This window comes from Rhodanobacter sp. sgz306013, assembly GCF_057031145.1.
Genome location: NZ_JBXCIJ010000005.1, coordinates 170,982 through 192,771 on the forward strand (window position 1 = coordinate 170,982; position 21,790 = coordinate 192,771).

At 68.6% G+C, this 21,790-nt stretch carries 21 protein-coding genes; 12 read left to right on the forward strand and 9 right to left on the reverse strand.

The window, feature by feature from the left end:
* Positions 1-177 precede the first annotated feature (177 nt).
* From plsB to AC2EWF_RS17140, 6 genes are all read left to right on the forward strand, one after another.
* Positions 178-2,856 (forward strand): glycerol-3-phosphate 1-O-acyltransferase PlsB, encoded by a 2,679-nt coding sequence (gene plsB / locus AC2EWF_RS17115; RefSeq protein ID WP_483640597.1) that lies wholly within the window; start codon positions 178-180, stop codon positions 2,854-2,856.
* A gap of 28 nt (positions 2,857-2,884) precedes the next feature.
* Complete coding sequence (gene ubiE / locus AC2EWF_RS17120) at positions 2,885-3,634, forward strand: bifunctional demethylmenaquinone methyltransferase/2-methoxy-6-polyprenyl-1,4-benzoquinol methylase UbiE (RefSeq protein ID WP_483640598.1); 750 nt, start codon at positions 2,885-2,887, stop codon at positions 3,632-3,634.
* A gap of 8 nt (positions 3,635-3,642) precedes the next feature.
* Positions 3,643-4,116 carry a hypothetical protein gene (locus tag AC2EWF_RS17125; RefSeq protein ID WP_483640599.1) on the forward strand — a complete coding sequence of 158 codons (474 nt, stop codon included), beginning with the start codon at positions 3,643-3,645 and terminating at the stop codon, positions 4,114-4,116.
* Positions 4,117-4,342: 226 nt separating this feature from the next.
* Positions 4,343-4,609 carry a DUF2249 domain-containing protein gene (locus AC2EWF_RS17130; protein WP_483640600.1) on the forward strand — a complete coding sequence of 89 codons (267 nt, stop codon included), beginning with the start codon at positions 4,343-4,345 and terminating at the stop codon, positions 4,607-4,609.
* Complete coding sequence (locus tag AC2EWF_RS17135; protein WP_483640601.1) at positions 4,609-5,223, forward strand: hypothetical protein; 615 nt, start codon at positions 4,609-4,611, stop codon at positions 5,221-5,223. Before AC2EWF_RS17130 ends, AC2EWF_RS17135 begins: the two co-directional genes overlap by 1 nt.
* Positions 5,224-5,353: 130 nt before the next feature.
* The gene (locus tag AC2EWF_RS17140; RefSeq protein ID WP_483640602.1) at positions 5,354-5,980 is read left to right on the forward strand and encodes a hypothetical protein; all 627 of its coding nucleotides are present in this window, start codon (positions 5,354-5,356) and stop codon (positions 5,978-5,980) included.
* Positions 5,981-6,034: 54 nt separating this feature from the next.
* Here AC2EWF_RS17140 and AC2EWF_RS17145 read toward each other — a convergent pair whose 3' ends face one another.
* Complete coding sequence (locus AC2EWF_RS17145) at positions 6,035-6,724, reverse strand: glutathione S-transferase N-terminal domain-containing protein (RefSeq protein ID WP_483640603.1); 690 nt, start codon at positions 6,722-6,724, stop codon at positions 6,035-6,037.
* 23 nt (positions 6,725-6,747) lie between these two features.
* Entirely contained in the window at positions 6,748-7,662 is a 915-nt protein-coding gene (locus AC2EWF_RS17150; RefSeq protein WP_483640604.1) for a DMT family transporter, read from the reverse strand.
* A gap of 120 nt (positions 7,663-7,782) precedes the next feature.
* Here AC2EWF_RS17150 and AC2EWF_RS17155 point away from each other — a divergent pair, with 120 nt between their 5' ends.
* The 3 genes from AC2EWF_RS17155 (at position 7,783) to pip (ending at position 11,199) form a co-directional block, all read left to right on the forward strand.
* On the forward strand, positions 7,783-8,277 hold the full coding sequence (locus AC2EWF_RS17155; protein WP_483640605.1) for an Lrp/AsnC family transcriptional regulator: 495 nt from the start codon (positions 7,783-7,785) through the stop codon (positions 8,275-8,277).
* Positions 8,278-8,448: 171 nt separating this feature from the next.
* A complete protein-coding gene (gene acpA / locus AC2EWF_RS17160) occupies positions 8,449-10,146 on the forward strand; it encodes an acid phosphatase (protein WP_483640606.1) in 1,698 nt (565 codons plus the stop codon).
* 99 nt (positions 10,147-10,245) lie between these two features.
* Entirely contained in the window at positions 10,246-11,199 is a 954-nt protein-coding gene (gene pip, locus AC2EWF_RS17165) for a prolyl aminopeptidase (protein WP_483640607.1), read from the forward strand.
* A 41-nt stretch (positions 11,200-11,240) separates the two neighbouring features.
* Here pip and AC2EWF_RS17170 read toward each other — a convergent pair whose 3' ends face one another.
* Entirely contained in the window at positions 11,241-13,385 is a 2,145-nt protein-coding gene (locus tag AC2EWF_RS17170; protein WP_483640608.1) for a putative bifunctional diguanylate cyclase/phosphodiesterase, read from the reverse strand.
* A gap of 206 nt (positions 13,386-13,591) precedes the next feature.
* Here AC2EWF_RS17170 and AC2EWF_RS17175 point away from each other — a divergent pair, with 206 nt between their 5' ends.
* Together AC2EWF_RS17175 and AC2EWF_RS17180 are read left to right on the forward strand one after the other, a co-directional pair.
* Complete coding sequence (locus AC2EWF_RS17175) at positions 13,592-15,457, forward strand: M1 family metallopeptidase (protein ID WP_483640609.1); 1,866 nt, start codon at positions 13,592-13,594, stop codon at positions 15,455-15,457.
* Between the two features lie 170 nt (positions 15,458-15,627).
* On the forward strand, positions 15,628-16,572 hold the full coding sequence (locus AC2EWF_RS17180; protein ID WP_483640682.1) for an alpha/beta fold hydrolase: 945 nt from the start codon (positions 15,628-15,630) through the stop codon (positions 16,570-16,572).
* Here the strand turns inward: AC2EWF_RS17180 and AC2EWF_RS17185 are convergent.
* The 4 genes from AC2EWF_RS17185 to AC2EWF_RS17200 form a co-directional block, all read right to left on the reverse strand.
* Complete coding sequence (locus AC2EWF_RS17185) at positions 16,569-16,895, reverse strand: hypothetical protein (RefSeq protein ID WP_483640610.1); 327 nt, start codon at positions 16,893-16,895, stop codon at positions 16,569-16,571. The genes AC2EWF_RS17180 and AC2EWF_RS17185 overlap by 4 nt on opposite strands.
* 11 nt (positions 16,896-16,906) lie before the next feature.
* Positions 16,907-17,212: a YciI family protein gene (locus AC2EWF_RS17190; protein WP_483640611.1), complete on the reverse strand. Its 306-nt coding sequence runs from the start codon at positions 17,210-17,212 to the stop codon at positions 16,907-16,909.
* A 103-nt stretch (positions 17,213-17,315) separates the two neighbouring features.
* Entirely contained in the window at positions 17,316-17,894 is a 579-nt protein-coding gene (locus AC2EWF_RS17195) for a methyltransferase family protein (protein ID WP_483640612.1), read from the reverse strand.
* A gap of 109 nt (positions 17,895-18,003) precedes the next feature.
* Positions 18,004-18,330: a YkgJ family cysteine cluster protein gene (locus AC2EWF_RS17200; protein WP_483640613.1), complete on the reverse strand. Its 327-nt coding sequence runs from the start codon at positions 18,328-18,330 to the stop codon at positions 18,004-18,006.
* Between the two features lie 1,154 nt (positions 18,331-19,484).
* Here AC2EWF_RS17200 and AC2EWF_RS17205 point away from each other — a divergent pair.
* Entirely contained in the window at positions 19,485-19,700 is a 216-nt protein-coding gene (locus tag AC2EWF_RS17205; RefSeq protein ID WP_483640614.1) for a TonB-dependent receptor, read from the forward strand.
* Between the two features lie 218 nt (positions 19,701-19,918).
* On the opposite strand, the gene AC2EWF_RS17210 is transcribed toward AC2EWF_RS17205, so the two are convergent.
* Both AC2EWF_RS17210 and AC2EWF_RS17215 read right to left on the reverse strand, forming a co-directional pair.
* Positions 19,919-20,689 carry a M48 family metallopeptidase gene (locus AC2EWF_RS17210; RefSeq protein WP_483640615.1) on the reverse strand — a complete coding sequence of 257 codons (771 nt, stop codon included), beginning with the start codon at positions 20,687-20,689 and terminating at the stop codon, positions 19,919-19,921.
* Positions 20,690-20,820: 131 nt separating this feature from the next.
* A complete protein-coding gene (locus AC2EWF_RS17215) occupies positions 20,821-21,738 on the reverse strand; it encodes a recombination-associated protein RdgC (protein ID WP_483640616.1) in 918 nt (305 codons plus the stop codon).
* Between the last annotated feature and the right edge of the window lie 52 nt (positions 21,739-21,790).

A 21,790-nucleotide genomic window follows, 5' to 3' on the forward strand; every position in this document is an offset into this window, starting at 1 on the left:
GTGGATGGCGCCGGCCCGGGAAGCGGGGAAAAGGGGTGGGGGAGCGGGCCGGCTTGCGGGAGATCCAACCCTTGGACACTCGCTCGTCTCTCCCGGACAAGGCCCCGGGGAGGCAGCGACTGGCCAGCCACCACACGCCCGGGCATGGTTTTGCGGGCGAGCCGGTAGAATAGGCGGATGCAGAACACTTCCATCGCGGATTCCCCTCGTCGCCGCGCCCCCTGGTGGTTCCACCTGGCCGGGCAGTTGCTGCAACCCTGGGTGCGCATCCGCCGCGACCCGGCAGAGCCGGCGACCCTGCTCAAGGCGGGCGTACCGGTCTGTTACGTGATCGAGCGCGATGGCTTCTCCGACGCGCTGATCCTCGACCGCGCCTGCCGCGAGGCCGGCCTGCCCGGCCCGCTGCAACCGCTGGCCGGCACCCGCCGCAGGCGCTCGGTGTTCGCGCTGATGCGCCGCGACGGCTGGCTGTTCGGGCGCAAGCGGCACCGTTCGCCGAACGAGCCGCTGGGGCAGCTGGTGCAATCGCTGGAGGGCCTGCCCGAGCGCGACATCCAGATCGTGCCGGTGTCGATCTACGTGGGTCGTGCGCCGAACCGCGAATCGGGCTGGTTCAGCGTGCTGTTTTCCGAGAACTGGGTGATGGTGGGCCGCTTCCGCCGCCTGCTGGCGCTGCTGCTGAACGGTCGCGACACCACGGTGCACTTCGCCGCGCCGGTGTCGCTGCGCGAGGTGCTGGCCGAGTCCGGCGAACTGCCGCCGCCGCGCTTCGCGCGCAAGCTGGCGCGCGTGCTGCGCACCCATTTCCGGCGCATCCGCGCCGCGGTGATCGGCCCGGATCTCTCGCACCGCCGCACCGTGGTCGACGACGTACTGCGCGCCGAGCCCGTGCGCGCGGCGATCGCCGCCACCGCGGCGAAGGAGAAGATCAGCGAGGCGAAGGCCTGGCGACGCGCGCAGAAGATGATGCTGGAAATCGCCGCCGACTACTCGCACCCGGTGGTGCGCTCGGTGTCGTTCCTGTTGTCGAACTTCTGGAACAAGCTGTACGACGGCATCGCGATGCACCACTTCGACAAGGCCCGCGCCGCCGCGCCGGGCTATGAAGTGGTCTACGTGCCCAGCCACCGCAGCCACGCCGACTACCTGCTGCTGTCCTACCAGCTGCACATGTCCGGCGTGGTGCCGCCGCACATCGCCGCGGGCGTCAACCTCAACCTGCCGCTGATCGGGCCGATCCTGCGCCGCGGCGGCGCGTTCTTCATGCGCCGCACGTTCAAGGGCAACGCGCTGTACTCGGTGATCTTCAACGAGTACATGGCGCAGCTGATCGACCGCGGCGTGCCGATGGAGTACTTCATCGAGGGTGGCCGCTCGCGCACCGGGCGCCTGCTGGCGCCGCGTGCCGGCCTGCTGTCGATGACCGTGCGCGCCTTCCTGCGCGCGCCGCGCCGCCCGGTGCTGTTCCAGCCGGTGTACATCGGCTACGAGAAGCTGATGGAAGGCAAGAGCTACGCCGGCGAGCTCAGCGGCCAGCCCAAGGAAAAGGAAACCCTGTTCGCCCTGCTGCGCGGCATCGGCGGGCTGTTCAAGCAACGCTACGGTCACGTCACGATCAACTTCGGCGAGCCGATCGAGCTCAGCCCGTTGCTGGACGCGGCCAGCAGCGACTGGCGCAGCGCCGGCGCCGACCCCGACTCCCGCCCCGAATGGCTGGGCGCCGTGATCGACCAGGTCGCGGAACGGATCCAGATCAACGTCAACCGTGCCGCCGACGTCAACCCGATCAACCTGCTCGCCCTCACCCTGCTGGCCACGCCCAAGCACGCGATGGCCGAGAACGACCTGCTGGCGCAGCTGGAACTCACCAAGTCGCTGCTGCTGGAGCTGCCCTACTCCGATCGCGTCACTCTGACCCCGATGGACCCCGCCGGCATCATCGCCTACGGCGAGCAGATGGGCTGGATCCGCCGCATCAAGCACCCGTTGGGGGACGTCCTCGACGTGGAGGGCGAGCAGGCGGTGCTGCTCAGCTATTTCCGCAACAACGTGCTGCACCTCGGCGCCGCCGCCGCCTGGGTGGCCTGCTGCTTCCTCAACAACCGGCGCATGTCGCGCGCCTCGGTGCAGCGGCTGGGCCGCATCATCTATCCGTTCCTGCAGGGCGAACTGTTCCTGGCCTGGGACGAGGAAGGCTTCGGCACGCAGCTGCAGGCCACCATCGACTTCTTCGTGCGCCGCGGCTTGCTCGAAACCACCGGCGAAGGCCGCATGCTGGAGCGCGCGCCGGGCCAGGACGACAGCGCGTACCAGCTGCGGATCATCGCGCGCAGCCTGATCCAGGCTTTCGAGCGCTACTACATCGCGATCGCCGCGCTGGCCAAGCATGGCCCGCACGCGCTCACCGCCGCCGAACTGGAGACCACCTGCACGCTCACCGCGCAGCGGCTGTCCCTGCTCAACGAGCTCAACGCACCGGAGTTCTTCGACAAGGCGCTGTTCCGTGGTTTCATCCAGAAGCTGCGCGAGCGCCGGGTGGTGTGGACCGACGAGGCCGGCAAACTGGACTACGACAGCGCGCTGGACGACATGGTGCGCGACGCGCGGGTGATCTTGTCGCGCGAGATGCGCCACTCCATCCTCAAGATCACCCCCGGCGGCGAGCGCGAGGTCGCGGCCGAGGAGCTTGTGCCCGCACCTGCCGCGCCGCCCCCCGTGCGTCCCGCCGATGCCGGCGTGGAGCTGCACCAGCGCCATGTGGCCGCCGAGCAGGAGAGCCATCGCACACATGCCGCCGATGCCGCCGCGAACGCGGACGAGGAAACGGAAGGCACGCAGCGCGACCTGCCGCTGTGACAACCCACCCCATCTGTCGCGTGACGCCATGAACGAACAGCCCACCACCCATTTCGGTTACCGCGACGTCCCCGTCGCCGACAAGCAGAAGCTGGTCGGCGAGGTGTTCACCTCGGTCGCGCGCAACTACGACCTGATGAACGACCTGATGTCGTTCGGCATCCATCGCCTGTGGAAACGCCACTTCGTGGCGGTCAGCGGTGTGCGCGAGGGCGACCGCGTGCTCGACCTCGCCGGCGGCACCGGCGACATCGCCGCCCTGCTCAAGCCCGTCGTCGGCGAACTCGGCGAGGTGGTGGTCGGCGACATCAACGCCGCGATGCTGGGCGTGGGCCGCGACCGCCTTACCGACCGCGGCCTGGTCGGCGGCCTGCGCTGGGCCCAGCTCAACGCCGAATGCCTGCCGTTCCCCGACAACTCATTCGATGCCGTGACCATGGCCTTCGGCCTGCGCAACGTCACCGACAAGGACAAGGCGCTGGCCGATATCTGCCGCGTGCTCAAGCCCGGCGGCCGCCTGCTGGTGCTGGAGTTCTCGCGCGTGCAAAGCGAGCTGTTCAACAAGCTCTACGACTTCCACTCCTTCAAGGTGCTGCCGAAACTGGGGCGCCTGTTCGCCGGCGACGCCGACAGCTACCGGTACCTCGCCGAATCCATCCGCAAGCATCCGGACCAGGCCACGCTGAAGGGCATGATGGAGCGCGCCGGCTTCGGCAAAGTCGAGGTGCGCAACCTCTCCAACGGCATCGTGGCGATCCACCGGGCGTACAAGTTCTGAACGGGCACATGCCAAGGCTGGCCTTCATCGCCTTGGCGTCAGTCGCACCCGTGGCTTGTTCGCAGTCTTCGATCGGCGCAACGAACTATGCCCTGATGCCCGAATCGATGGCCAGCGAGCTGCTCAAGCAGTGCTCGCGTGGCACCCCGCATGCCAGCGGCACGTGGACACCCTCACGCGACCAACTGACGGATCTCGAAAATCATCTGCCGCAACTGGCAGAACAAGCCGTGCATCAAGGCTTGCCGCAGCACATCGGTGACCCCAAGGCGTCTTTCCGCCAATACGCAGGCATCGTCGTTGACGGCCGTCGCTACATTTATATCAATGCCATAGCGGCAAGCGACCTCAATTTGCCCCACATGCCCGATCCACACGCAGAACCGATGATCGTCTGCGATGGCGGCGACGCATTCTGGGGCGCGCTTTACGATCCCGATACAAAAACGTTCTCGGAACTGGATGCCAACGGTGCAATCTAGCGTCTATTGATCGCGGGCTCCTGCGCCACGCCGGCCAATTTCCGGTTGACGGCAATGATGGAGAATCTGCCGCTGATGGCGGCTGTCGCACATAGGCTACTTCTGACTGATGGTGATCAAGCCCCCGCTGTGGTTCTGAGGCGGACGCCTTCCGGTTGATCCAGATCAGTGGCCCGCCGCGGTGCGCGGCCTATGGTTGTGCTCCCTTTCCCGCGAGCACGCACCGATGTCCCCCGACACTGTCTTCGAGCAGCACACCCACCTCTTCGACGCCCGCGGCGTGGCTCGGCGTTTCCGCCACTCGGCAATCTTCGGCGCGATCGGCGTGCTGCGCTCGGGCGAGACGATGCGCTTCGTCAACGACCACGATCCGCTGCCGCTGATCGCCCAGCTGCGCGAACGACTTGGCGAACACCTCACCGTGACCTACCGCCAGCGCGACGCCGACGCGGTAGTGGTCGATTTCGGCATCCACGACCTGCCGGAAGAGTGATGGACCATCCCGCGTTCTTCGATGAGGCGCCGCGGATCCTGGTTCGCGATCCGCTGGCCGACCTGCTCGGCGCCGCCGCCGGCGGCCTGCTCGAATACCGCTATCTCGACGCGGTGCGCCTGGCCGGCCACTCCTGCCCCACCGTGGCCGGCGCATGGCTGACGGCGCGCGTGGCGTTGCGTGCGCTGTATCCGGACGAACCGGCCGAGCGCGGCGGCATCGCGGTGCGGATGCCGGCGCCGGTGGACGCAGGCGTCACCGGAGTGATCGCGCAGGTACTCACCCTGCTCACCGGTGCTGCTGCCGAAAACGGCTTCCACGGCATCGGCGGCCGGTTCGCGCGGCAGGGGTTGCTGGACTTCGCGGACGCGCCGGATGGCGAGGCGATCCGTTTCACCCGTCGCGACAGCGGCAAATCGGTGGCGGTGCAGTTGGACCTCTCCCGCGTGCCGCCGTCGCCGCAGGCCCTCGCCTTGATGGGCACCGCAATGCAGCCGGACGCCACCGCTGCGCAGCGGGGCGCGTTCGGCCGGGCCTGGCAGGACCGCGTGCGGCGGCTGTTGCTGGAGCATGCCGACGACCCGGCCGTGCTGCGCGTCATCCGGCTCAAGTGAGCGTGCCGTGCCACTCGCCGACCGGCGCCTGAACAGGCGCAGCTCGACCCGTCATCGGCGTTTTACATACCCCGTTCTCCGCTCCCTGACCGCCCACGCAATGGGCGGCACCCACGAGGAGGAGAACACCATGCAGAACCATACGCGGAAGTGGCTGGTCATCGGCCTGCTGGGTCTGTGCGGGCTGGGCGGCGTGGCGGCCGCGCAGGCGCAGACCACGACCCAGCCGGCGCAGAATGCGGCCAGCGACACCCAGCGCGACGCGAACCAGCAACAGCGCATCGATCAGGGCCTGAAGTCCGGCCAGCTCAGCACGCGCCAGGCGTCGAACCTCGAGCAGCGGGAGGCGAACCTGGACCGCACCGAGCAGCGCGACATGCGCAACGGCCCGATGACCAAGGCCGAGAACGCACAGATCCGGCGCATGCAGAACCGCGACAGCGCGTCGATCTACAAGGACAAGCACGACGCGATCAAGGGCAACCCGAACTCGGCTTCGTCCCGCCGCCTGCAGGCCGACGTGCAGCGCAACGCATACCAGGAGCAGCGCCTGGCCAACGGCGTGAAGTCCGGCCAGCTCACCAACCGCGAGGACGCGCGCATGCAGGGCCGGCAGGCGCACGTCGACCACATGGAGCACGGGGCGGACGCCAACAACGGCCGCGTCGGCCCGCGCGAGCAGAAGCGCATCCAGCGCACCGACAACCGCGACAGCAAGCGCATCTATCGCACGAAGCACAACCGCGCGAAGCGCTGATCGGCAGGCACGCCGGCCATCGCGGGTCCGCCCCGCGATGGCCGCGCTCCCTGCTCAGGCCGTGCGCAGATCCTGCAGCCAGGTGCCGGCGCGACGCGCCTCGTCCTCGTGTTCCGGATCGCGCCAGCGCTCGGCCAGCGCCGCGGCATACCACTCGCGCATCGCGGGCCGATCGAGCAGGCGCTGCGCGTACGCCATCGCGGCATCGCCCAGCCGCAGGCCATAGCTCTGGATGCGGAACGCCACCGGTGCGTAGAACGCATCGACTGCGGTGAACGCGTCACCGGCGAGGAAGGGGCCGCCGAAGCGGGCCAGCCCCTCGTTCCACAATTCGTCGATGCGGGCGAGATCCTTGCGCAAGGCCGCGCCGGGTGCCTCGACACGCACGCGGACGCCGCAGTTCATCGTGCACACACTGCGCAGTTCGGGAAAGCCCGAGTGCATCTCGGCGGCGGCGCAACGCGCCCACGCGCGTGCCCGGGAATCGATGGGCCACGTGCCGGGGTCGCCCTCGGCCACGTATTCGGTGATCGCCAGCGAATCCCACACCACGGTGTCGCCGTCGCGCAGGCAGGGCACCTTGCCAGTGGGCGAGAACGCGCGGAACCCGTCCCAGTTCGCCCCGGCGCCGCCGAGGAACGGCACCAGCCTCTCGGCGAACGCGATGCCGCGCTCGCGCAGCAGCAGCCACGGCCGCAGCGACCACGACGAGTAGTTCTTGTTGGCGATATAGAGCTCGTACACGCTGGACTCCTCCGGGTGGATGATCAGGACTTGCACGCCTCGGCCAGCGCCACCGGCGCCGCGGAGCGCCGCCGCGCATTGGCCAGCACCACGCCGCCGATCACGATCGCGCCGCCCACCAGCACCATCGCGCCGGGGACTTCGCCCAGCCACAACCAGCCGATCACGATCGCGATGGGCGGCGAGAGGTAGATGAAGCTGGAGACGCGCGAGGCGCTGGCGCGGTGCACTGCCACGTTCCACGCGAGATAGCCGATGAAGCTCGGCGCCACGCCCAGCCACAACAGCGCGACGACGTGCGACCACGGCGCCGCCGCCAGCGCCTGCGGCAGGCCGCCCGCGAACGGCAGGCAGCCCAGCGTGCCGGCGAAGAAGGCGAAAGCGGTGACCGCCAGCGTGCTGGAGCGGGCGAACAGCGGCTTCTGCCCCACGAAGAAGATCGCCGAAGCCAGCACGCACACCAGCACCAGCAGCGCCCTCGGATCGGCCTCGACCTTCTGGCCGCTGGCCAGCACCACCAGCACCGTGCCGGCCAGCGCGATAGCAAGGCCGATCCAGGTGCGCAGGCTCAGGCGCTCGTGCAGCCACCATGCCGAGACCGCCGCCGTCGCGGCGGGCACCAGGCAGATGATGATGGATGCGGTGCCGCTGGCAATGCGCGTTTCCGCCCAGTTGAGGCAGACGTGGTAGGTGGTGAGGCCGATCAGACCCAGCACGAACAGCTTCGGCCAATCGCGCGGCGCCGGCAGCGGCACGCGCTTGACCGCCAGCAAGCCCGCAAAGCACAGCGAGCCGATCGCGAGGCGCGCGAACGCCACCTCGCCCGGCGTGAACGAGGCCAGCGCGTAGGCGATCGCGGCATAGGCCGACGACCAGGTGACGAGGGCGACGGCGATGCAGACGAGGGCCCGCGCATCGAGGCGTTCGGTGGAAACCATGGGCAGATTCTGAGTTGGGGAGTGCGCATCCTAGTCTCGCGGGCGATGCCGCGGAATAATGCATCGGCAGGCCGGCGGGATGTTTCACCGTCGATCGAAATGAAACCGGAGCACAGCACCTTGGAATCGAAACCCGAACTGGACGCCAAGGATTGGCACATTCTCGAGGCCCTGCAGCGCGATGCGCGCCTGGGTTACGCCGAACTTGGCCGCAAGGTGAAGCTCTCTGCACCGGCCGTGGCCGAGCGGGTGAAGCGGCTGGAGGAAGCCGGCGTGATCGCCGGCTACCGCGCGGTGGTGGAACCCAAGCGCCTCGGCTACCGCATCGAGGCGATGGTGCGCCTGCGCTGCGACGGCGGCATCTGCGCCCGCATCGGCCAGATCGTTGCCGACATCCCCGAGGTGCTGGACTGCCGGCGCCTCGCCGGCGAGGACTCCGCGCTGCTGCGCGTGGTTGCGATGTCCATCGGCCACCTCGAAAGCGTGCTCGACCGCCTGCTGAAGATCCACGCCAGCATCAGCACCACCACCCTGATCGTGCTGCAGGCGCCGCACGCGAACCGCGCGCTGACCCGCGCGATGTGGGACGCCGCGCGCAAGCTGCCGCTGGACTGAGCTGCGGCGGTTCGGGCTGACGCTGCCCGATCCGGCCGCGATCCGTCGATGAACCATGCCTGTCCCGTCGCGTCGCCCCTGTCGGCGTCATGTGAAGACGGCCATTCCGACGGAACATCCGGCCACCGGCGGCGTGCATACTTTCCACCTCTCGCCGCCGACACGTACGCCATGACCGAGAAACTGCCGCCCGTTCCGCCCGTCGCCGCCGGCGACGCACCCGACGACCCGGCACGCCGCCGGCTGCTTGGCGGCATCGCGCTGGCCGGGGCCGCCCTGGCCATGGGCGGCTGCAAGACCGCCGCGAACGGCCAGGCCGCACACACCGTTGGCGGCGCCGGCGAGGCGCTGGATGCCGCGTTGCGCAAATACATCCGCCACGTGCTGGTGATCTACGCGGAGAACCGCAGCTTCAACAACCTGTTCGGGGAGTTCCCGGGTCTCGCGCAACCGCTCTCCGCGCTTGAGCCCGCGCAGTACCGCCAACGCGACCGCGACGGCAGCCTGCTCGAAACCTTGCCGCCGATCTGGCACGGCCTGATGCCGCACAAGCAGGTGCTGGACGGCCGCGAATACCAGATCGCCGAGGACGCGATCCGCGGCCTCGCCAACGCACCGTTCGCGCTCGCCACGCCCGACGGCCAGCCGCTGCCGCAGGCACTGGTCACCCGCGACCTGATCCACAGCTTCTATACCAACCAGCTGCAGATCAACGGCGGCAGGAACGACGGCTTCGTGGCATGGGGCGACAGCGGTGCGCTGGTGATGGGGCGCTACGGCGACAGCGCCGACAAGCTCGCGCTGTGGCAGCTGGCGAAGCAATACACGCTGTGCGACAACTTCTTCATGGGCGCGTTCGGCGGGTCCTTCCTCAACCACCAGTACCTGGTCGCGGCGCAGCCGCCGTTCTTCCCGCATGCGGACCAGGGCCCGGCGAAATTCCAGATCACCGAACTCGACGGCGACGATCCCACCGGCATCCGCCCGAAGCTGGCCGCGGATTCGCCCGCCAGCGCGATGCAGGGCAAGCCGAAGTTCGCCACGCGCATGGCCCTCACGCCCGACTTCTGGGCGGTGAACACGATGGGGCCGCCTTACGCGCCGGCGTTCACCAAGGATCCGAAGAACCCCTTGCTGGCCGACCCCACCGACCCCAGCACGCTGCCGCCGCAGGTGCATGCCACCATCGGCGACCGGCTCAACGCCGCGGGCGTGGACTGGGCCTGGTACGCGGGCGGCTGGCAGCTGGCGCTGGACGGCAAGGGCGTGCGCGGCACGCACGACAGCTTCCCCTATGGCCCCAACTTCCAGGAACACCACCAGCCGTTCAACTATTTCGCGGCCTTCGCGCCCGGCAGCGCCGCGCGCGCGCGGCACCTGCGCGACGGCGGCACCGGCAGCGGCGCGGCCAGCAACCGCCTCTTCGCCGACATCAAGCATGGCACCCTGCCCGCTGTGGCGTTCTACAAGCCGCAGGGCGACCTCAACATGCACGCCGGCTACTCCGACGTGGCCGCGGGCGATGCGCACATCGTGCAGATCATCGAGGCGTTGCAGGAAAGCCCGCTGTGGCCGCACACCATGGTGGTGATCACCGTGGACGAGAACGGCGGCTGGTGGGACCACGTGGCGCCGCCCAGGGGCGACCGCTGGGGACCGGGGACGCGCATTCCCGCGCTGGTGGTCTCGCCCCACGCGAAGCGTGGCCACGTCGAACACACGATCTACGACACCGGCTCGATCCAGCGCTTCCTCAACCGCCGCTTCGGCCTGCAGCCGCTGCCCGGCATCGCGCTGCGCGACCGGGCGATGCGCGAGGCGGGCGGCCCGGCACCGGGCGACCTCACCGAGACCCTGCAATTCGGCTGAACACAACCGTAGGCGGCCCCTGTACGCGAATGCCATGGCGCCTGATCGAAGCCAAAGGCCTTCGCGCACGGGGTGCGCTCCTGTACGAAGGACATCGTCATGCGCGAGCTGTACCCCGAAATCGAACCCTTCCGCAGCCGCCACCTCGCCGTGGACGCACGGCACACGCTGTACGTTGAGGAATGCGGCACGCCCGACGCATTGCCGGCGGTGTTCCTGCATGGGGGCCCCGGCGCAGGCATCGCGCCCTACCATCGCCGCTTCTTCGATCCCGTGCGCTGGCACGTGGTGCTGTTCGACCAGCGCGGCGCGGGGCGGTCCACGCCGTTCGCCGACCTCGTCGACAACACCACCGCGCACCTCGTCGCCGACATCGAGGCGCTGCGCGAGGAGCTGGGCATCGAGCGCTGGGTGGTGTTCGGCGGCTCCTGGGGCTCCACGCTGGCGCTGGCGTATGCCCAGGCGCATCCCGAGCGCGTGCTGGGCCTGGTGCTGCGCGGGATCTTCCTCGCGCGGCCGGAGGAGCTGCGCTGGTTCAACGAGGCGGACGGCGGCGCGCAATACATCTTCCCCGAGCGCTGGGCGCGTTTCCGCGACTTCATCCCGGAGGCCGAGCGCGGCAACATGATCGAGGCCTACTGGCGCCGCCTCGACGGCGACGACGAGACGGTGCGGCTCGCCGCCGCGCACGCCTGGAGCGCCTACGAGGGCGGCAGCACCACCCTGGTCCACGACCCGGATGCCGGCGGCGATTTCGACGAGCCGCACAAGGCGGTGAGCCTGGCGCGACTGGAGGCACACTACTTCCGCCATGGCATGTTCCTCGAACCCGGCCAGCTGCTGCGTGACGTGCCCAGGATCCGCCGCATTCCCGCCACCATCGTGCACGGCCGCTACGACATCATCTGCCCGGTGAAGACCGCGCTCGACCTGCATGCGGCGTGGCCCGAGGCCGCGTTGCGCATCGTGCTCGCCGGCCACAGCGCGGCCGATCCGGCCATCGTCGAGGCACTGGTGCAGGCCACCGACAGGCTGGCGGACCGCTACGGCTGATCCGCGGCCGGCAAAACCGCCGCCATGGACCCACCTGCGCGCTACGCCTGTTTCAGGGACTGGGCCCGCTCGTGTTCGGCCAGCCACCGGCGGAAGCCGGCGTCGTCCAGCGGGCGGCAGATCAGGTAGCCCTGCAGGCCGTCGCAGCCCATCTGCTCCAGGGCATGGCGCTGGGGAACGGTTTCCACGCCTTCGGCCACCGCGAGGATGCCGAGCCGGTGGGCCACATCGATGATGAAACCCGCCAGCGGCCTGGCGACCTCGGGCGTCAATTCGCTGACGAAGGAGCGGTCGATCTTGAGCAGGTCCAGCGGCAGCCGCTGCAGGTAGCTCAACGCGGAGTAACCCACGCCGAAGTCGTCCAGCGCGAGATTGAACCCCGCCGCCACGAGTTGCTGCATGGTCTCCAGCGCGCTGTCGAAATCCTGCAGCAGCGCGCTCTCGGTCAGCTCCAGCGTGAGCCGCGCAGGCTCGATGCCTGCCGCGCGCACCTGCGCCTCGAACAGCGCGGCGAGCCGCGGCTGCACCAGTTGCCAGGCGCTCACGTTCACCGCCAGGCGCCCGCGGAACGGCACGCCGTCGCGGTCCCACGCCCGGATGCTGGCGCAGGCCGCGCCGACCACCCAGTTACCCAGCGCGTGGATCAATCCGGTTTCCTCGGCCATCGGGATGAACTCGGCCGGCGGCAGGTCGCCCAGTTGCGGATGACGCCAGCGCAGCAGCGCCTCGGCGCCCAGCAATTCGCCCTGCGGGCTGAGCTGCGGCTGGAAATGCAGGGCGAACTGCGCATCCATGCCGCCCCGCTCCAGCGCCGCGCGCAGGCCGCGTTCCAGCATCAGGCGCGTGCCGGCTTCCTGCTGCATCCGTGGCAAGAACAGGCGCACCGTGCCGCGGCCGGCGGCCTTGGCCCGGTACAGCGCGATGTCGGCCCGGCGCAGCAGGTCTGCCACGTCCTGCTCCCCGGCGGGGAATACCGCCACGCCCACGCTGGCGCCCGCGGCCAGCACGCGGCTGCCCACGCGCACCGGCTCCGCCAGGCGCGCGATCATGTCGGTGGCGACTTGCTGCGCCCGCGCCTGCATGTCGTCCGGCGTGCCTTGGACCGGTTCCAGGAGCAGCACGAACTCATCGCCGCCGAGGCGCGCGAGCACCGCACCCGGCTGCACCACCGCGAGCAGGCGGTCGGCGATCGCCTGCAGCAGATGGTCGCCGACATGATGGCCGAGGCCGTCGTTGATGGTCTTGAAGTTGTCCAGGTCGATCAGCAGCAAGGCACCATGATGGCCCTGCGCCAGCGCATCGGCATGCGACTCGGCGAGGCGGTCCAGCAGGTGGGCGCGATTGGGCAGGCCGGTCAGGCTGTCGTGGTAGGCGATGTGGCGCAGGCTCAGTTCGGCCTCGCGACGGGTATGCGCCTCGGCCTCCAGATCCTGCCTCGCGCGTTCCAGCTGCATCGAGCGCTGGCGCAGCTGCGCCGCCAGCGACAGGCTCATCAGCAGCACGAAGGGGAGGAAGGCGAAGGCATCCAGGTAGGGCGAACGTACGCCGAGCCAGTCGATCGCGATGTCACCCCACAGCAAGGCCGCGAACTGCACCAGCAGGCAGATGCCCAGCAGCACGGCCAGCATCGACTCGCCACGGCGGTACTGCCGCCACGCGCACCACAGCGCCCAGAGGAACAGCGCGTAGCTCGCCAGATGGAACAGCCAGCCCCAGATCGAGATCGTGCCGGTGATGCTGAACAGGTGTTCGCCCCAGGGCAGCACGTCGCCCGGCGCCACCATCAGTTCCGTGTAGAACAAGGTGGCCGGCATCACCCCGTTGAGCCAGAGGAACAGCAGCGCGAGTGTACCCAGTAGCAGCTTCATGGAGCGGGGGATCGTGGCACCGGTATAGCTGCCGATGAACGCCACGAAGGGCGGGAAGGACAGGACCGACATCCCGATCATCCAGCGCAGCGCGGTGGTCGCCGCGGCCAGGCTGCCGGCCGTGCGCAACAGCAGATTGCCCAGCGCAAGGCCGGCAAGGCAGAGGCACAGCATCGCGTAGGACAGGTGGATGGACTCGCGCCGGCGCCACAGGCCTATCACCGCGAACTGCACGCCGGAAGCGAGCGCGATGCCGGTGGTGGCGATCAGCGCAGCGGTGAAGTACCCGAACCCCGTCGGATCCGCATCGACCAGCATGCTTCCCTCAGCAAACCGCAAGCCACCGAGTTGCGACAGGCGATGGCATCCCTGTCGGAAGCTTGCGCCATTTTGCCGCCGAACAACAGCACCCGCGGCGGCCGCCGTTGCGGTTGCGTGACGCCCGTCCGGGCCTTCCGCCACGGGCCGCGGCCGGCATGTCGGTGGCATACTCCGCGCTTCCGTTTCCCTGCCGGAGCCGCTGCATGCGCCTGCTTCCCGTCCTCGCCCTCGGCGCCCTCGTGCTACCGCTGGCGGCCTACGCCAACGACCCGAATTCCTACGCCCAGCCCGACCAGGTGGTGGTGACCCACCTCGACCTGGACCTGAAAATCGACTTCCCGCACCGGCAGCTGGATGGCGTGGCCACGTTGAAGCTGGACTGGAAGAACCTGCAGGCGCCCGCCCTGGTGCTGGACACCAGCGCGCTGAAGATCGCCTCGGTCGAGGCGGTGGCTGCGGACGGCAAGACGCGGCCCTTGAAGTACGCGCTGGCGCCAGCGGTGAAGGCGATGGGCAGCAAGCTCACCATCGAGGCGCCGATGCATCCGGCGCAGGTGCGCATCGCCTACGTCACCTCGCCCGATGCCACCGGCCTGCAGTGGCTGCCTCCCGCGCAGACGGCAGACAAGCAGGCGCCCTTCATGTTCTCGCAGTCCGAATCCACCCATGCGCGCTCCTGGGTGCCGCTGCAGGATTCGCCGGCGATCCGCTTCACCTACGACGCCCATGTCGCCGCGCCGAAAAACATCCGCGTGGTGATGAGTGCGCTGAACGACGCGAAGCACCCGCTCGACGGCGATTTCCGCTTCGACCAGCCGCATCCGATCCCCTCCTACCTGCTGGCGATCGCCGCCGGCGACATCGCGGTGAAGGAGACCGGCCCGCGCTCGGCGGTGTATGCCGAACCCTCGGTGGTGGACGGCGCCGCGCGCGAGTTCGCCGACACCGAGAAGATGATAGCGACCGCCGAGTCGCTGTACGGCCCCTACCGCTGGGGCCGCTACGACCTGCTGGTGCTGCCGCCTTCCTTTCCCTACGGCGGCATGGAAAACCCGGACATGACCTTCGCCACGCCCACCATCATCGTGGGTGACAAGAGCCTGGTCAGCGTGATCTCGCACGAGCTGGCGCACTCCTGGTCCGGCAACCTGGTCACCGCCGCTACCTGGCGCGACATCTGGCTCAACGAGGGCTTCACCACCTACGTGCAGGGCCGCATCACCGAGGCGCTGTACGGCAGGCGCCAGGCCACGGAGGAAGACCTGCTGGCGATCCGCGCGCTGCAGAAGGACATCGTCGCGATGCCCGGGAACGCGCAGAAGCTCGCCCCCGACCCCAAGGGCCTCGGCGGCGACGACTCGCTGTCCGACGTGGCCTACAGCAAGGGCTCCTGGTTCCTGCGCACGCTGGAGCAGCGCTTCGGCCGCAAGGAGTTCGACACCTGGCTCAAGGGCTACTTCGACCACTACGCCTGGCACAGCATCACCACCGAGCAGATGCTGGCCTACCTCAAGCCCGGGCTGATCGACAAATACCCCGGCAAGATGAGCTGGGCCGAGGTGCAGGACTGGGTCTACGGCACCGGCATCCCGAAGGACGCGCCGATCCCGGACTCGCCGCAGTTCGACGCGATCGACCGGCAGCGCAGCGCCTTCCTCGCCGGCACCCTGCCCGCCGCGAAACTGGACGCGAAGGGCTGGAACACGCAGGAGTGGATGTACTTCCTCGACCGCCTGCCCGACGTGCCGAAGCTCGAACAGGTGCAAGCCATCGATGCCGCCTGGCATCTCACCGGCACCCACAATGCCGAGATCGGCATGCGCTGGTACGTGCACGCCATCGCCGCCGGCGACAAGGCCGTGTGGCCGGCGGCCGCCGAGCACATGACCCGCATCGGCCGGCTCTACCTCACCCTGCCGGTGTACGGCGCCTTCGCGAAGACGCCCGCTGGTCTCGCCTACGCCGGGCAGGTCTACGCCAAGGCGAAGGACGGCTACCACCCGCTGACCCGCCAGGCGGTAGAGCGGCTGTTCGCCAGGGCCAAGGCGAAGCAGGCCGCTGCCAAGTAAGACCGACACTCCCTCCCCCTGTGCGCAGGGGGAGGCCGGGAGGAGTGCCCTGGCGCCCGGCCAGAAGCCATCCGCCCCAGCCTTTCCGTGCATGCAGGGGAAGGCGCCATCCCGCCAGGACCAGGATCATGCCCACCGCCGACACCTCCGCCCGCCCGCTTTGGCAGCGCATGTTGTTTCGCCGCCTGAAGTTCCTTGCCATCGTCGTGGCGGCGCTGGTCGTGCTGCTCGGCGGCAGCTACCTGTTCGCGCCGCAGTGGCTATTCCGCGCCAACATCGCGCGCGAGGCGATGGCCGCGCACCTGGAGAAGAAGTCCGTGCAGGCCGGGGACACGCGCTGGTCGTACTACGAGGGCGGCGAAGGCCCCACCATCGTGCTGCTGCACGGCCTCGCCGACAGCAAGGAGGTGTGGCTGGGTGTGGCCAAGCAGCTCACGCCGCACTTCCGCCTGGTCATTCCCGACCTACCTGGCTGGGGCGAGTCCTCGCGCAACGCGAACGCGAGCTACAACATCGATGCCCAGGCCGCGCGCCTGCAGACCTTCGTGCAGACACTCGGCCTGGGCCGCTTCCTGCTGGTGGGCCACTCGATGGGAGGCGCGATCGCCGGGGTCTACGCCGCCGCGCATCCCAGGCACGTCGGCGAGCTGGCGCTGGTGGACAGCTTCGGACTGAAGTTCAAAGAGAACGCGTTCGCGCGCGAGTCGCTGGACGGCAAGGACCCCTTCGTGTTCTCCGACCGCGCCGGCTTCTGGCGCGCGTCCGCACTGGTGTTCGATACCAAGCCCGACATCCCCGGCCGCTTTGTCGACGTGCTGGTGGCGCGCAACGTGAGGGACCACGCCTTCATCGCCAAGGTGTTCGACGAGCTGCGCGAGCCTTCGCAATACCTCGCCGTGCAGAACCGGCTCGACCAGCTGACCATGCCGGTGCTGGGCCTGTGGTGCAGGGACGACAAGGTGATCGATATCTCGGCGCTGGACAGCCTGCGCAACGGCCTGACGCACGCCAGCGCGATCAGCACCAGCACGCTCAACGGTTGCGGCCACATGCCGGAACTGGAGAAGCCCGGCGAAACCGCGCAGATCCTCACCGCGTTCGCGCTGTCGCACTAAGCGCGCTCAGCGCGGTTCCAGCGAAGACCGCCGCAGGAACACCCGCATCGCAGGGTCTTCGCAGAGGCCGATCGCGTGTTCGCGCACGGTGCGGGCTTCGGCGTGGCGAGGCGTTGCAGGCGCACGGAGCGATGCGCGGCCAGCGCCCGGTACGGTTGGTACTCCCGCTCAGCCTCGGCGGGGATCGCCTGAAGCAGGGCCCAGCCCTGTGCCACGCCGCGCGCCGCGGCCATGGCCACGGCGTGGCCCACCAAGGCACCGACGGTGAGCTCGAGGCTTGCCAGTCCTTCGTACAGCCGCACCAGTGGCAGGTATTTCGACAACGCGCAGCCTGTCAGCCCGGCGATCCGGGCAGCACGGCCTGCATCGGATGGATCTCGAAGCGGAAGCCGATGTCGGCGCGGATCACCGGATCGCCGCCGGTCAGCGCAGCCGGCTCCATGTCATCCGTCAGCTGCAGCACCAGCAGGCCCCAGGGACCCGACGGGTCGGACACCGGGCCGAACACCACCACCCGTCCCTCACCCATGCGCTCACGCCAGTACGCGGCGTGCGCCTGCATCAGTGCCCGCTCGGCAGCGGTCATGTCGACGGGAAAGCTGGCGCGGGGCGTCAGTAACCGGCAGCAATAGTGTTTCATGGCTGGCATTACTCCCGCGGATACAGATAAGTCGGGCGAGCATGCGCCGCAGGTCGCCGCGCTTACAAGTGCAGATGGACGTCCATCCACCCTGGTCGTGCTGTCACAGCACGCCGGGAATCAGCGCCTTGGTATGCCGCATGTAGTCCAGGTAGGCGGCGCCGAAGCGCTCGCGCATCCAGGCTTCCTCATGGCGCAGCTTGAACCCGAAGCCTGCGGCGACCAGCGCCAGCGCCAGCACGCCGCGCCACTCGCCGATCACCAGCGCCGTGCCGAGCAGGCCCAGCAACATGCCGGTGTAGATCGGATGGCGCACCCAGCGGTAGGGGCCGATCACAACCAGTTCGTGATCCTGCTTCAGCTGCACCGTGGCGCTCCAGTTGCGACCCAGCGCCACGCGCGCCCAACAGGCGAAACCCAGGCCGGCCAGCAGCAGGAGCAGGCCGAGCCAGGCCCAGGCCGCCGCGGCCGGCCGGAAGTCCTGCCACAACACGTGCAGTGCCACCCGGGGACGATCCATGGACAGCAGGACGAAGCCCAGCAGCAAGGGCACCCGGTACATCAGCATCGTGCCGAGGCTGTCCACCCGCGCGGCGCGCTTGGTGCCGAATGCGCTGGCGAGCCAGTACAGCAGCCATGCCGCCCAGATCAAGGCAACGACAGTGCCGAAGGAAAAAGACATGGCGGCGGCCTCCAGCGGAGCAACGCCGTCAGCATGCGCTGCTCGCTTGCCGTAATCGAGTGCCGGTTGCCGGGCTGCACACGGGAAAACAATACGAAGCGCGGTAAACCTACTTGGTCGATTCGTGCCTCGTGCGGACGGCAACGGGACCACCGTATTCGGCGCGGACGGCCTTGCAATAGGGACCGTTCATGACGAAGCGGCGGCACACAGCGGGCCGGGTTTCATAAATGCCGCAGTTCATGCGCGCGCTGTTCAAGGCGACACACCAGCCATCCTCGCCACGCTTCATGACGTGGAGGCCTTTCGGCGTGCGGGCGGTGAGATGATCGGGGATATCGTCGTCCGGTTGCAGGACGACCATGAGGCGGCAGCAAGATGCCTCGCACGTAGAACAACGTGCTGCACCCGGGGCGCGGCCGACTGGCGCGTTCATGCGCAAGAGGCTTCGCAGCCCCGGCTGCAGTGCAGGAGGCTGCCGCGGCACGGCGATTCGTCGCGGTCATCCAAGGGGCAACGTTCTTCGGTGCGCGTGAGGCATTGCGTTGCCAATAGCTGGCTGAAATGCTGACTGTGCCGGCGGCCGGGTCTGGCAAGAACAATCCCCGCCAGGGGATACGCAGGGCCGCCACTGGAGGGCCGCTCGTTGCGAACTGCATAAAACTGCATGGATAGTCCTGGAAGCCCTGCAAAGAGAGCGAAGTACAGGGAGCGTGTGGCCGGCTACGCATGGCGCACGTGGCCCGCTGAGGCTGGCACGTTCATGCAGCCCACCACGTGCACTGGCTCCGGGAGATCAGGCGATGCCAAGACTTGGCGCTGGCCCGGATCGAGCGAGTGGTTGCGCTGCCCCGGGCTTCCTCATGCGGGTGGCTAGCGCGCCCTTCGCCCAGTGGAGGACGGCGGGCGACTGGATGCCGAGCCGGAGTGGCCTGCGTCGCGGGCAAAACGATCGGTTTTCCGATAACTCGGCTTCGCTCCAGCCGCATCTGGCTTCTTCGCGGAACCGCCGTAGATATCGTGGATGTCCGATAACGAGAGTGGCTTTGTAGGTAGCGCCATGGCAAGTTCCTTGGCAAACGGGGAGGCACAGGCCGTACCGGCCTCCCGGACCCGGGAGATCGATACAGAAGAGGGTGGTTTATCAACGATCAGTGAAGGCTGTGGTACCAGAGTGCTTCCAAGCCCAGACGCGTCGCACATACTCTCGTCTGGTCCACCGTCACCAAGCCCGCCTCGCAGAGCCAGCGCAGATCGGCAAGGCGTTTTATCCTGCGCAACGACAACGGGCAACGCTTTACGACCTCGCTCAGCAGAGCCCATTGTCCACAACTCAGACCATCGGATCGACGAGTACTCATGCGCTCCTGGTCGCGAGCATCCTTGCATGCTTTGTCGAAGTGACCACTGGAGTGTGATCGAGCTTCGCCACCATACGCTGTTGCAGGGCTCCGAATGTTAGTTTCTTCGCGCGAGCTGCGGCATGGGTGCCTTTGAAGCAAAGGTTTTCGCCCCGTTCCGCGCCCTCGCCTGCTCCTTTTCGTCGAAGAACTTGGTGTCAGCTTGGGACGGCCCTTGGAGCACGCTGCCATGTACTTCCTCTCTGGCATCACCGGCAATGGCTTCATTTACGCCGCACAGCACGACGCGGCGGCGGCGTTGGACGGCGTCACATGGGCGACGACTTTTCGAAGGGACGTCATCCGCGGGGAGATGCGATACGGATGCGTTTCGAACCTGTCGAACCCCGACGTCAAAATCGCCGTCATGGATGACGTCGAGAGAATATGGACCATCGCGCGCTGATCGCTCGCCAGCCGACATCCTTGGCGGAGGCATATCCAGGCCCCATGCGCTACCGCGCGGGCGAGTTTGTCGCGGACTGGGTGATGCAACGATGCTCGCTTTCGGCTGCGGAGACAGGCGCCGCCGGTTCGTGGAACCGGTTGAAACGCCTCCGGCAGGAACGCGGCGCGGCAGTGATGAGAGTCGCGGTCGAAGTCGCTGTCACACCGACAGTGGCCTCAATCCGCCACATCCGCCACCAGCCGGTCCAGCTCGGCTTTCAGCGTGGCGCCGTTGACGCGCAGCCAGTCGCGCTGCTCGCGCCAGTCGGGCAGCAGGCCTTCCACTTGTGCCCAGAAGCGTGGTGCGTGGCTGCGCACGCGCAGGTGGCAGAGTTCGTGCACCAGCACGTAGCGCAGCGCGGGGGGCGGCGCCAGCGCCAGCGCGAGGTCGAGGTTGATGCGGTCGCGGGTGTCGAGGCTGCCCCACAGGCTCTTCATCGGCCGCACCTTGAGCGCAGTGGGCGCGAGGCCCAGCTGCGGCACGTAGAACGCCAGCCAGCGCGCCACGTCGCGGCGGATCAGGGATTCGAAATGCGAAGCCAGCAGGCCGCGCGCCACCGGCAGGGCGCGCGTGTGCGGGCGCGGGATCACCAGGGTGAGGCCTTCGGCCTGCGCCTCGATCTTCGGATAGGCGCCGTCGGCCCAGTCCAGCGTGGCCACCTCGCCGCGCAGTGGCAGCGTGGTGGCGTGGCCCACGCGCAGCGGCGGCAGCGGCTTCACGATCAGGTTCAGCTCGTCGAGCTTCTGTTCCAGCCAGTCGGCGTGGTGGCGCAGGAAGGCGCTGACCTGCGCCGGATGGGTGCCGTCGGGGTAAGTGACGCGTGCGCCCTTGGGCGTGACGGTGAGGCGCAACCGCCGCGCACGCGGATGGGCGGCCTTGAGCACGCGGATGGTGTTGCCGCCTGCGGTCGCCAGTTCCAGCCAGTCGCCTTCGAGATGCTGCGCCATGAGCCTGCTGCCTGTACGTCCGGGCGCCGCCGTGGGTCGGCGTGCCCGGAGGGACAGTATGTGGGGAGAACCGCATCCCGGCGCAAGGGTCGGCGGTCACGGCCCCCGGGAAGCCTGCCCTGAAGCCAATCTCAGCCTTCGCTGGGACGCGGCAAGCCGAACCATTCTTCCAGTTTGGCCAGCAGGCGCTCCAGCTCCAGCGTGAGCAGGGCGAAGCCGGCGTCGGCCTCGGCCTGGGCGTCCTCGAAGCTGTCGCCCAGTTCCTCCGTCACCACGTCGAGGAACTTCAGCTTGCGCACGATCAGGTCCTCGCCCAGCACGAAGCTCATGCGGTCGTCGAACACCAGGCCGAGCTGGAACACCTGCTTGCCGTTGCGCAGGTGCTCCTTCACCTCCTCCGCATCGAGGTCCTGGCGCCGGCACTTGGCGATCGCGCCGGTGGCGGTGGCGGGGTCGCGCAGTTCCACCTCGTCGCCGAACGCGAGGCCGGCGGGCAGCGTGCCGTTGGCGAGCCAGTCGGTCATCAGCACGCGCGGCCCCTCCTCCGGCGCCAGCGGCACGCCGGGGAAGCTGCCCAGCGCCTCGCGGATCTGGGTCAGCGCGTTCTCGGCGCTCTTGCGGCTGGACGTATCCAGCACCAGCCAGCCCTGCTTGGTGTCCACGTAGGCCGACAGCCGCGAGCTACGCACGAAGGCGCGCGGCAGCAGCTCGGTGAGCAGGTCTTCCTTGAGGCGCTTGCGCTCGCGCCCGCCCACCTTGCGGCCTTCCTCCTCGGCGATCTTGCGCACCTTGCGCTGCAGCTCGTCGTTGACCACCGCGGCCGGCAGCAGTTTGTCCTCGCCGCCCACGGTGACCATGGTGCAGTGCTTCACCACGTGGGTGAGTGGTGCGTCCTCGCCACGACCCACCGGCGGCACGAAGCCCTTGGTGAACATCTCCAGCGGCCCGCAGGGGCGCAGGCGGTGCTCGCCCAGCGCCTCGTCGAGGCGCTTCAGGTCGTCGGCGACGGCGGGGGAAAAGCGGAACAAGGTGAGGTTGCGGAAGAACATGCAGAATCCAGAAAGGGGCAGACAAAAACACCGTTCGCCCTGAGCGTAGCCC

What these genes read in the sequence shown, in the direction of transcription:
- plsB (WP_483640597.1), top strand. Translation starts at nt 178, where the DNA reads ATGCAGAACACTTCCATCGCGGATTCCCCTCGTCGCCGCGCCCCCTGG.
- ubiE (WP_483640598.1), top strand. Translation starts at nt 2,885, where the DNA reads ATGAACGAACAGCCCACCACCCATTTCGGTTACCGCGACGTCCCCGTC.
- AC2EWF_RS17125 (WP_483640599.1), top strand. Translation starts at nt 3,643, where the DNA reads ATGCCAAGGCTGGCCTTCATCGCCTTGGCGTCAGTCGCACCCGTGGCT.
- AC2EWF_RS17130 (WP_483640600.1), top strand. Translation starts at nt 4,343, where the DNA reads ATGTCCCCCGACACTGTCTTCGAGCAGCACACCCACCTCTTCGACGCC.
- AC2EWF_RS17135 (WP_483640601.1), top strand. Translation starts at nt 4,609, where the DNA reads ATGGACCATCCCGCGTTCTTCGATGAGGCGCCGCGGATCCTGGTTCGC.
- AC2EWF_RS17140 (WP_483640602.1), top strand. Translation starts at nt 5,354, where the DNA reads ATGCAGAACCATACGCGGAAGTGGCTGGTCATCGGCCTGCTGGGTCTG.
- AC2EWF_RS17150 (WP_483640604.1), bottom strand. Translation starts at nt 7,662, where the DNA reads ATGGTTTCCACCGAACGCCTCGATGCGCGGGCCCTCGTCTGCATCGCC.
- acpA (WP_483640606.1), top strand. Translation starts at nt 8,449, where the DNA reads ATGACCGAGAAACTGCCGCCCGTTCCGCCCGTCGCCGCCGGCGACGCA.
- pip (WP_483640607.1), top strand. Translation starts at nt 10,246, where the DNA reads ATGCGCGAGCTGTACCCCGAAATCGAACCCTTCCGCAGCCGCCACCTC.
- AC2EWF_RS17170 (WP_483640608.1), bottom strand. Translation starts at nt 13,385, where the DNA reads ATGCTGGTCGATGCGGATCCGACGGGGTTCGGGTACTTCACCGCTGCG.
- AC2EWF_RS17175 (WP_483640609.1), top strand. Translation starts at nt 13,592, where the DNA reads ATGCGCCTGCTTCCCGTCCTCGCCCTCGGCGCCCTCGTGCTACCGCTG.
- AC2EWF_RS17180 (WP_483640682.1), top strand. Translation starts at nt 15,628, where the DNA reads ATGTTGTTTCGCCGCCTGAAGTTCCTTGCCATCGTCGTGGCGGCGCTG.
- AC2EWF_RS17190 (WP_483640611.1), bottom strand. Translation starts at nt 17,212, where the DNA reads ATGAAACACTATTGCTGCCGGTTACTGACGCCCCGCGCCAGCTTTCCC.
- AC2EWF_RS17195 (WP_483640612.1), bottom strand. Translation starts at nt 17,894, where the DNA reads ATGTCTTTTTCCTTCGGCACTGTCGTTGCCTTGATCTGGGCGGCATGG.
- AC2EWF_RS17200 (WP_483640613.1), bottom strand. Translation starts at nt 18,330, where the DNA reads ATGAACGCGCCAGTCGGCCGCGCCCCGGGTGCAGCACGTTGTTCTACG.
- AC2EWF_RS17205 (WP_483640614.1), top strand. Translation starts at nt 19,485, where the DNA reads ATGTACTTCCTCTCTGGCATCACCGGCAATGGCTTCATTTACGCCGCA.
- AC2EWF_RS17210 (WP_483640615.1), bottom strand. Translation starts at nt 20,689, where the DNA reads ATGGCGCAGCATCTCGAAGGCGACTGGCTGGAACTGGCGACCGCAGGC.
- AC2EWF_RS17215 (WP_483640616.1), bottom strand. Translation starts at nt 21,738, where the DNA reads ATGTTCTTCCGCAACCTCACCTTGTTCCGCTTTTCCCCCGCCGTCGCC.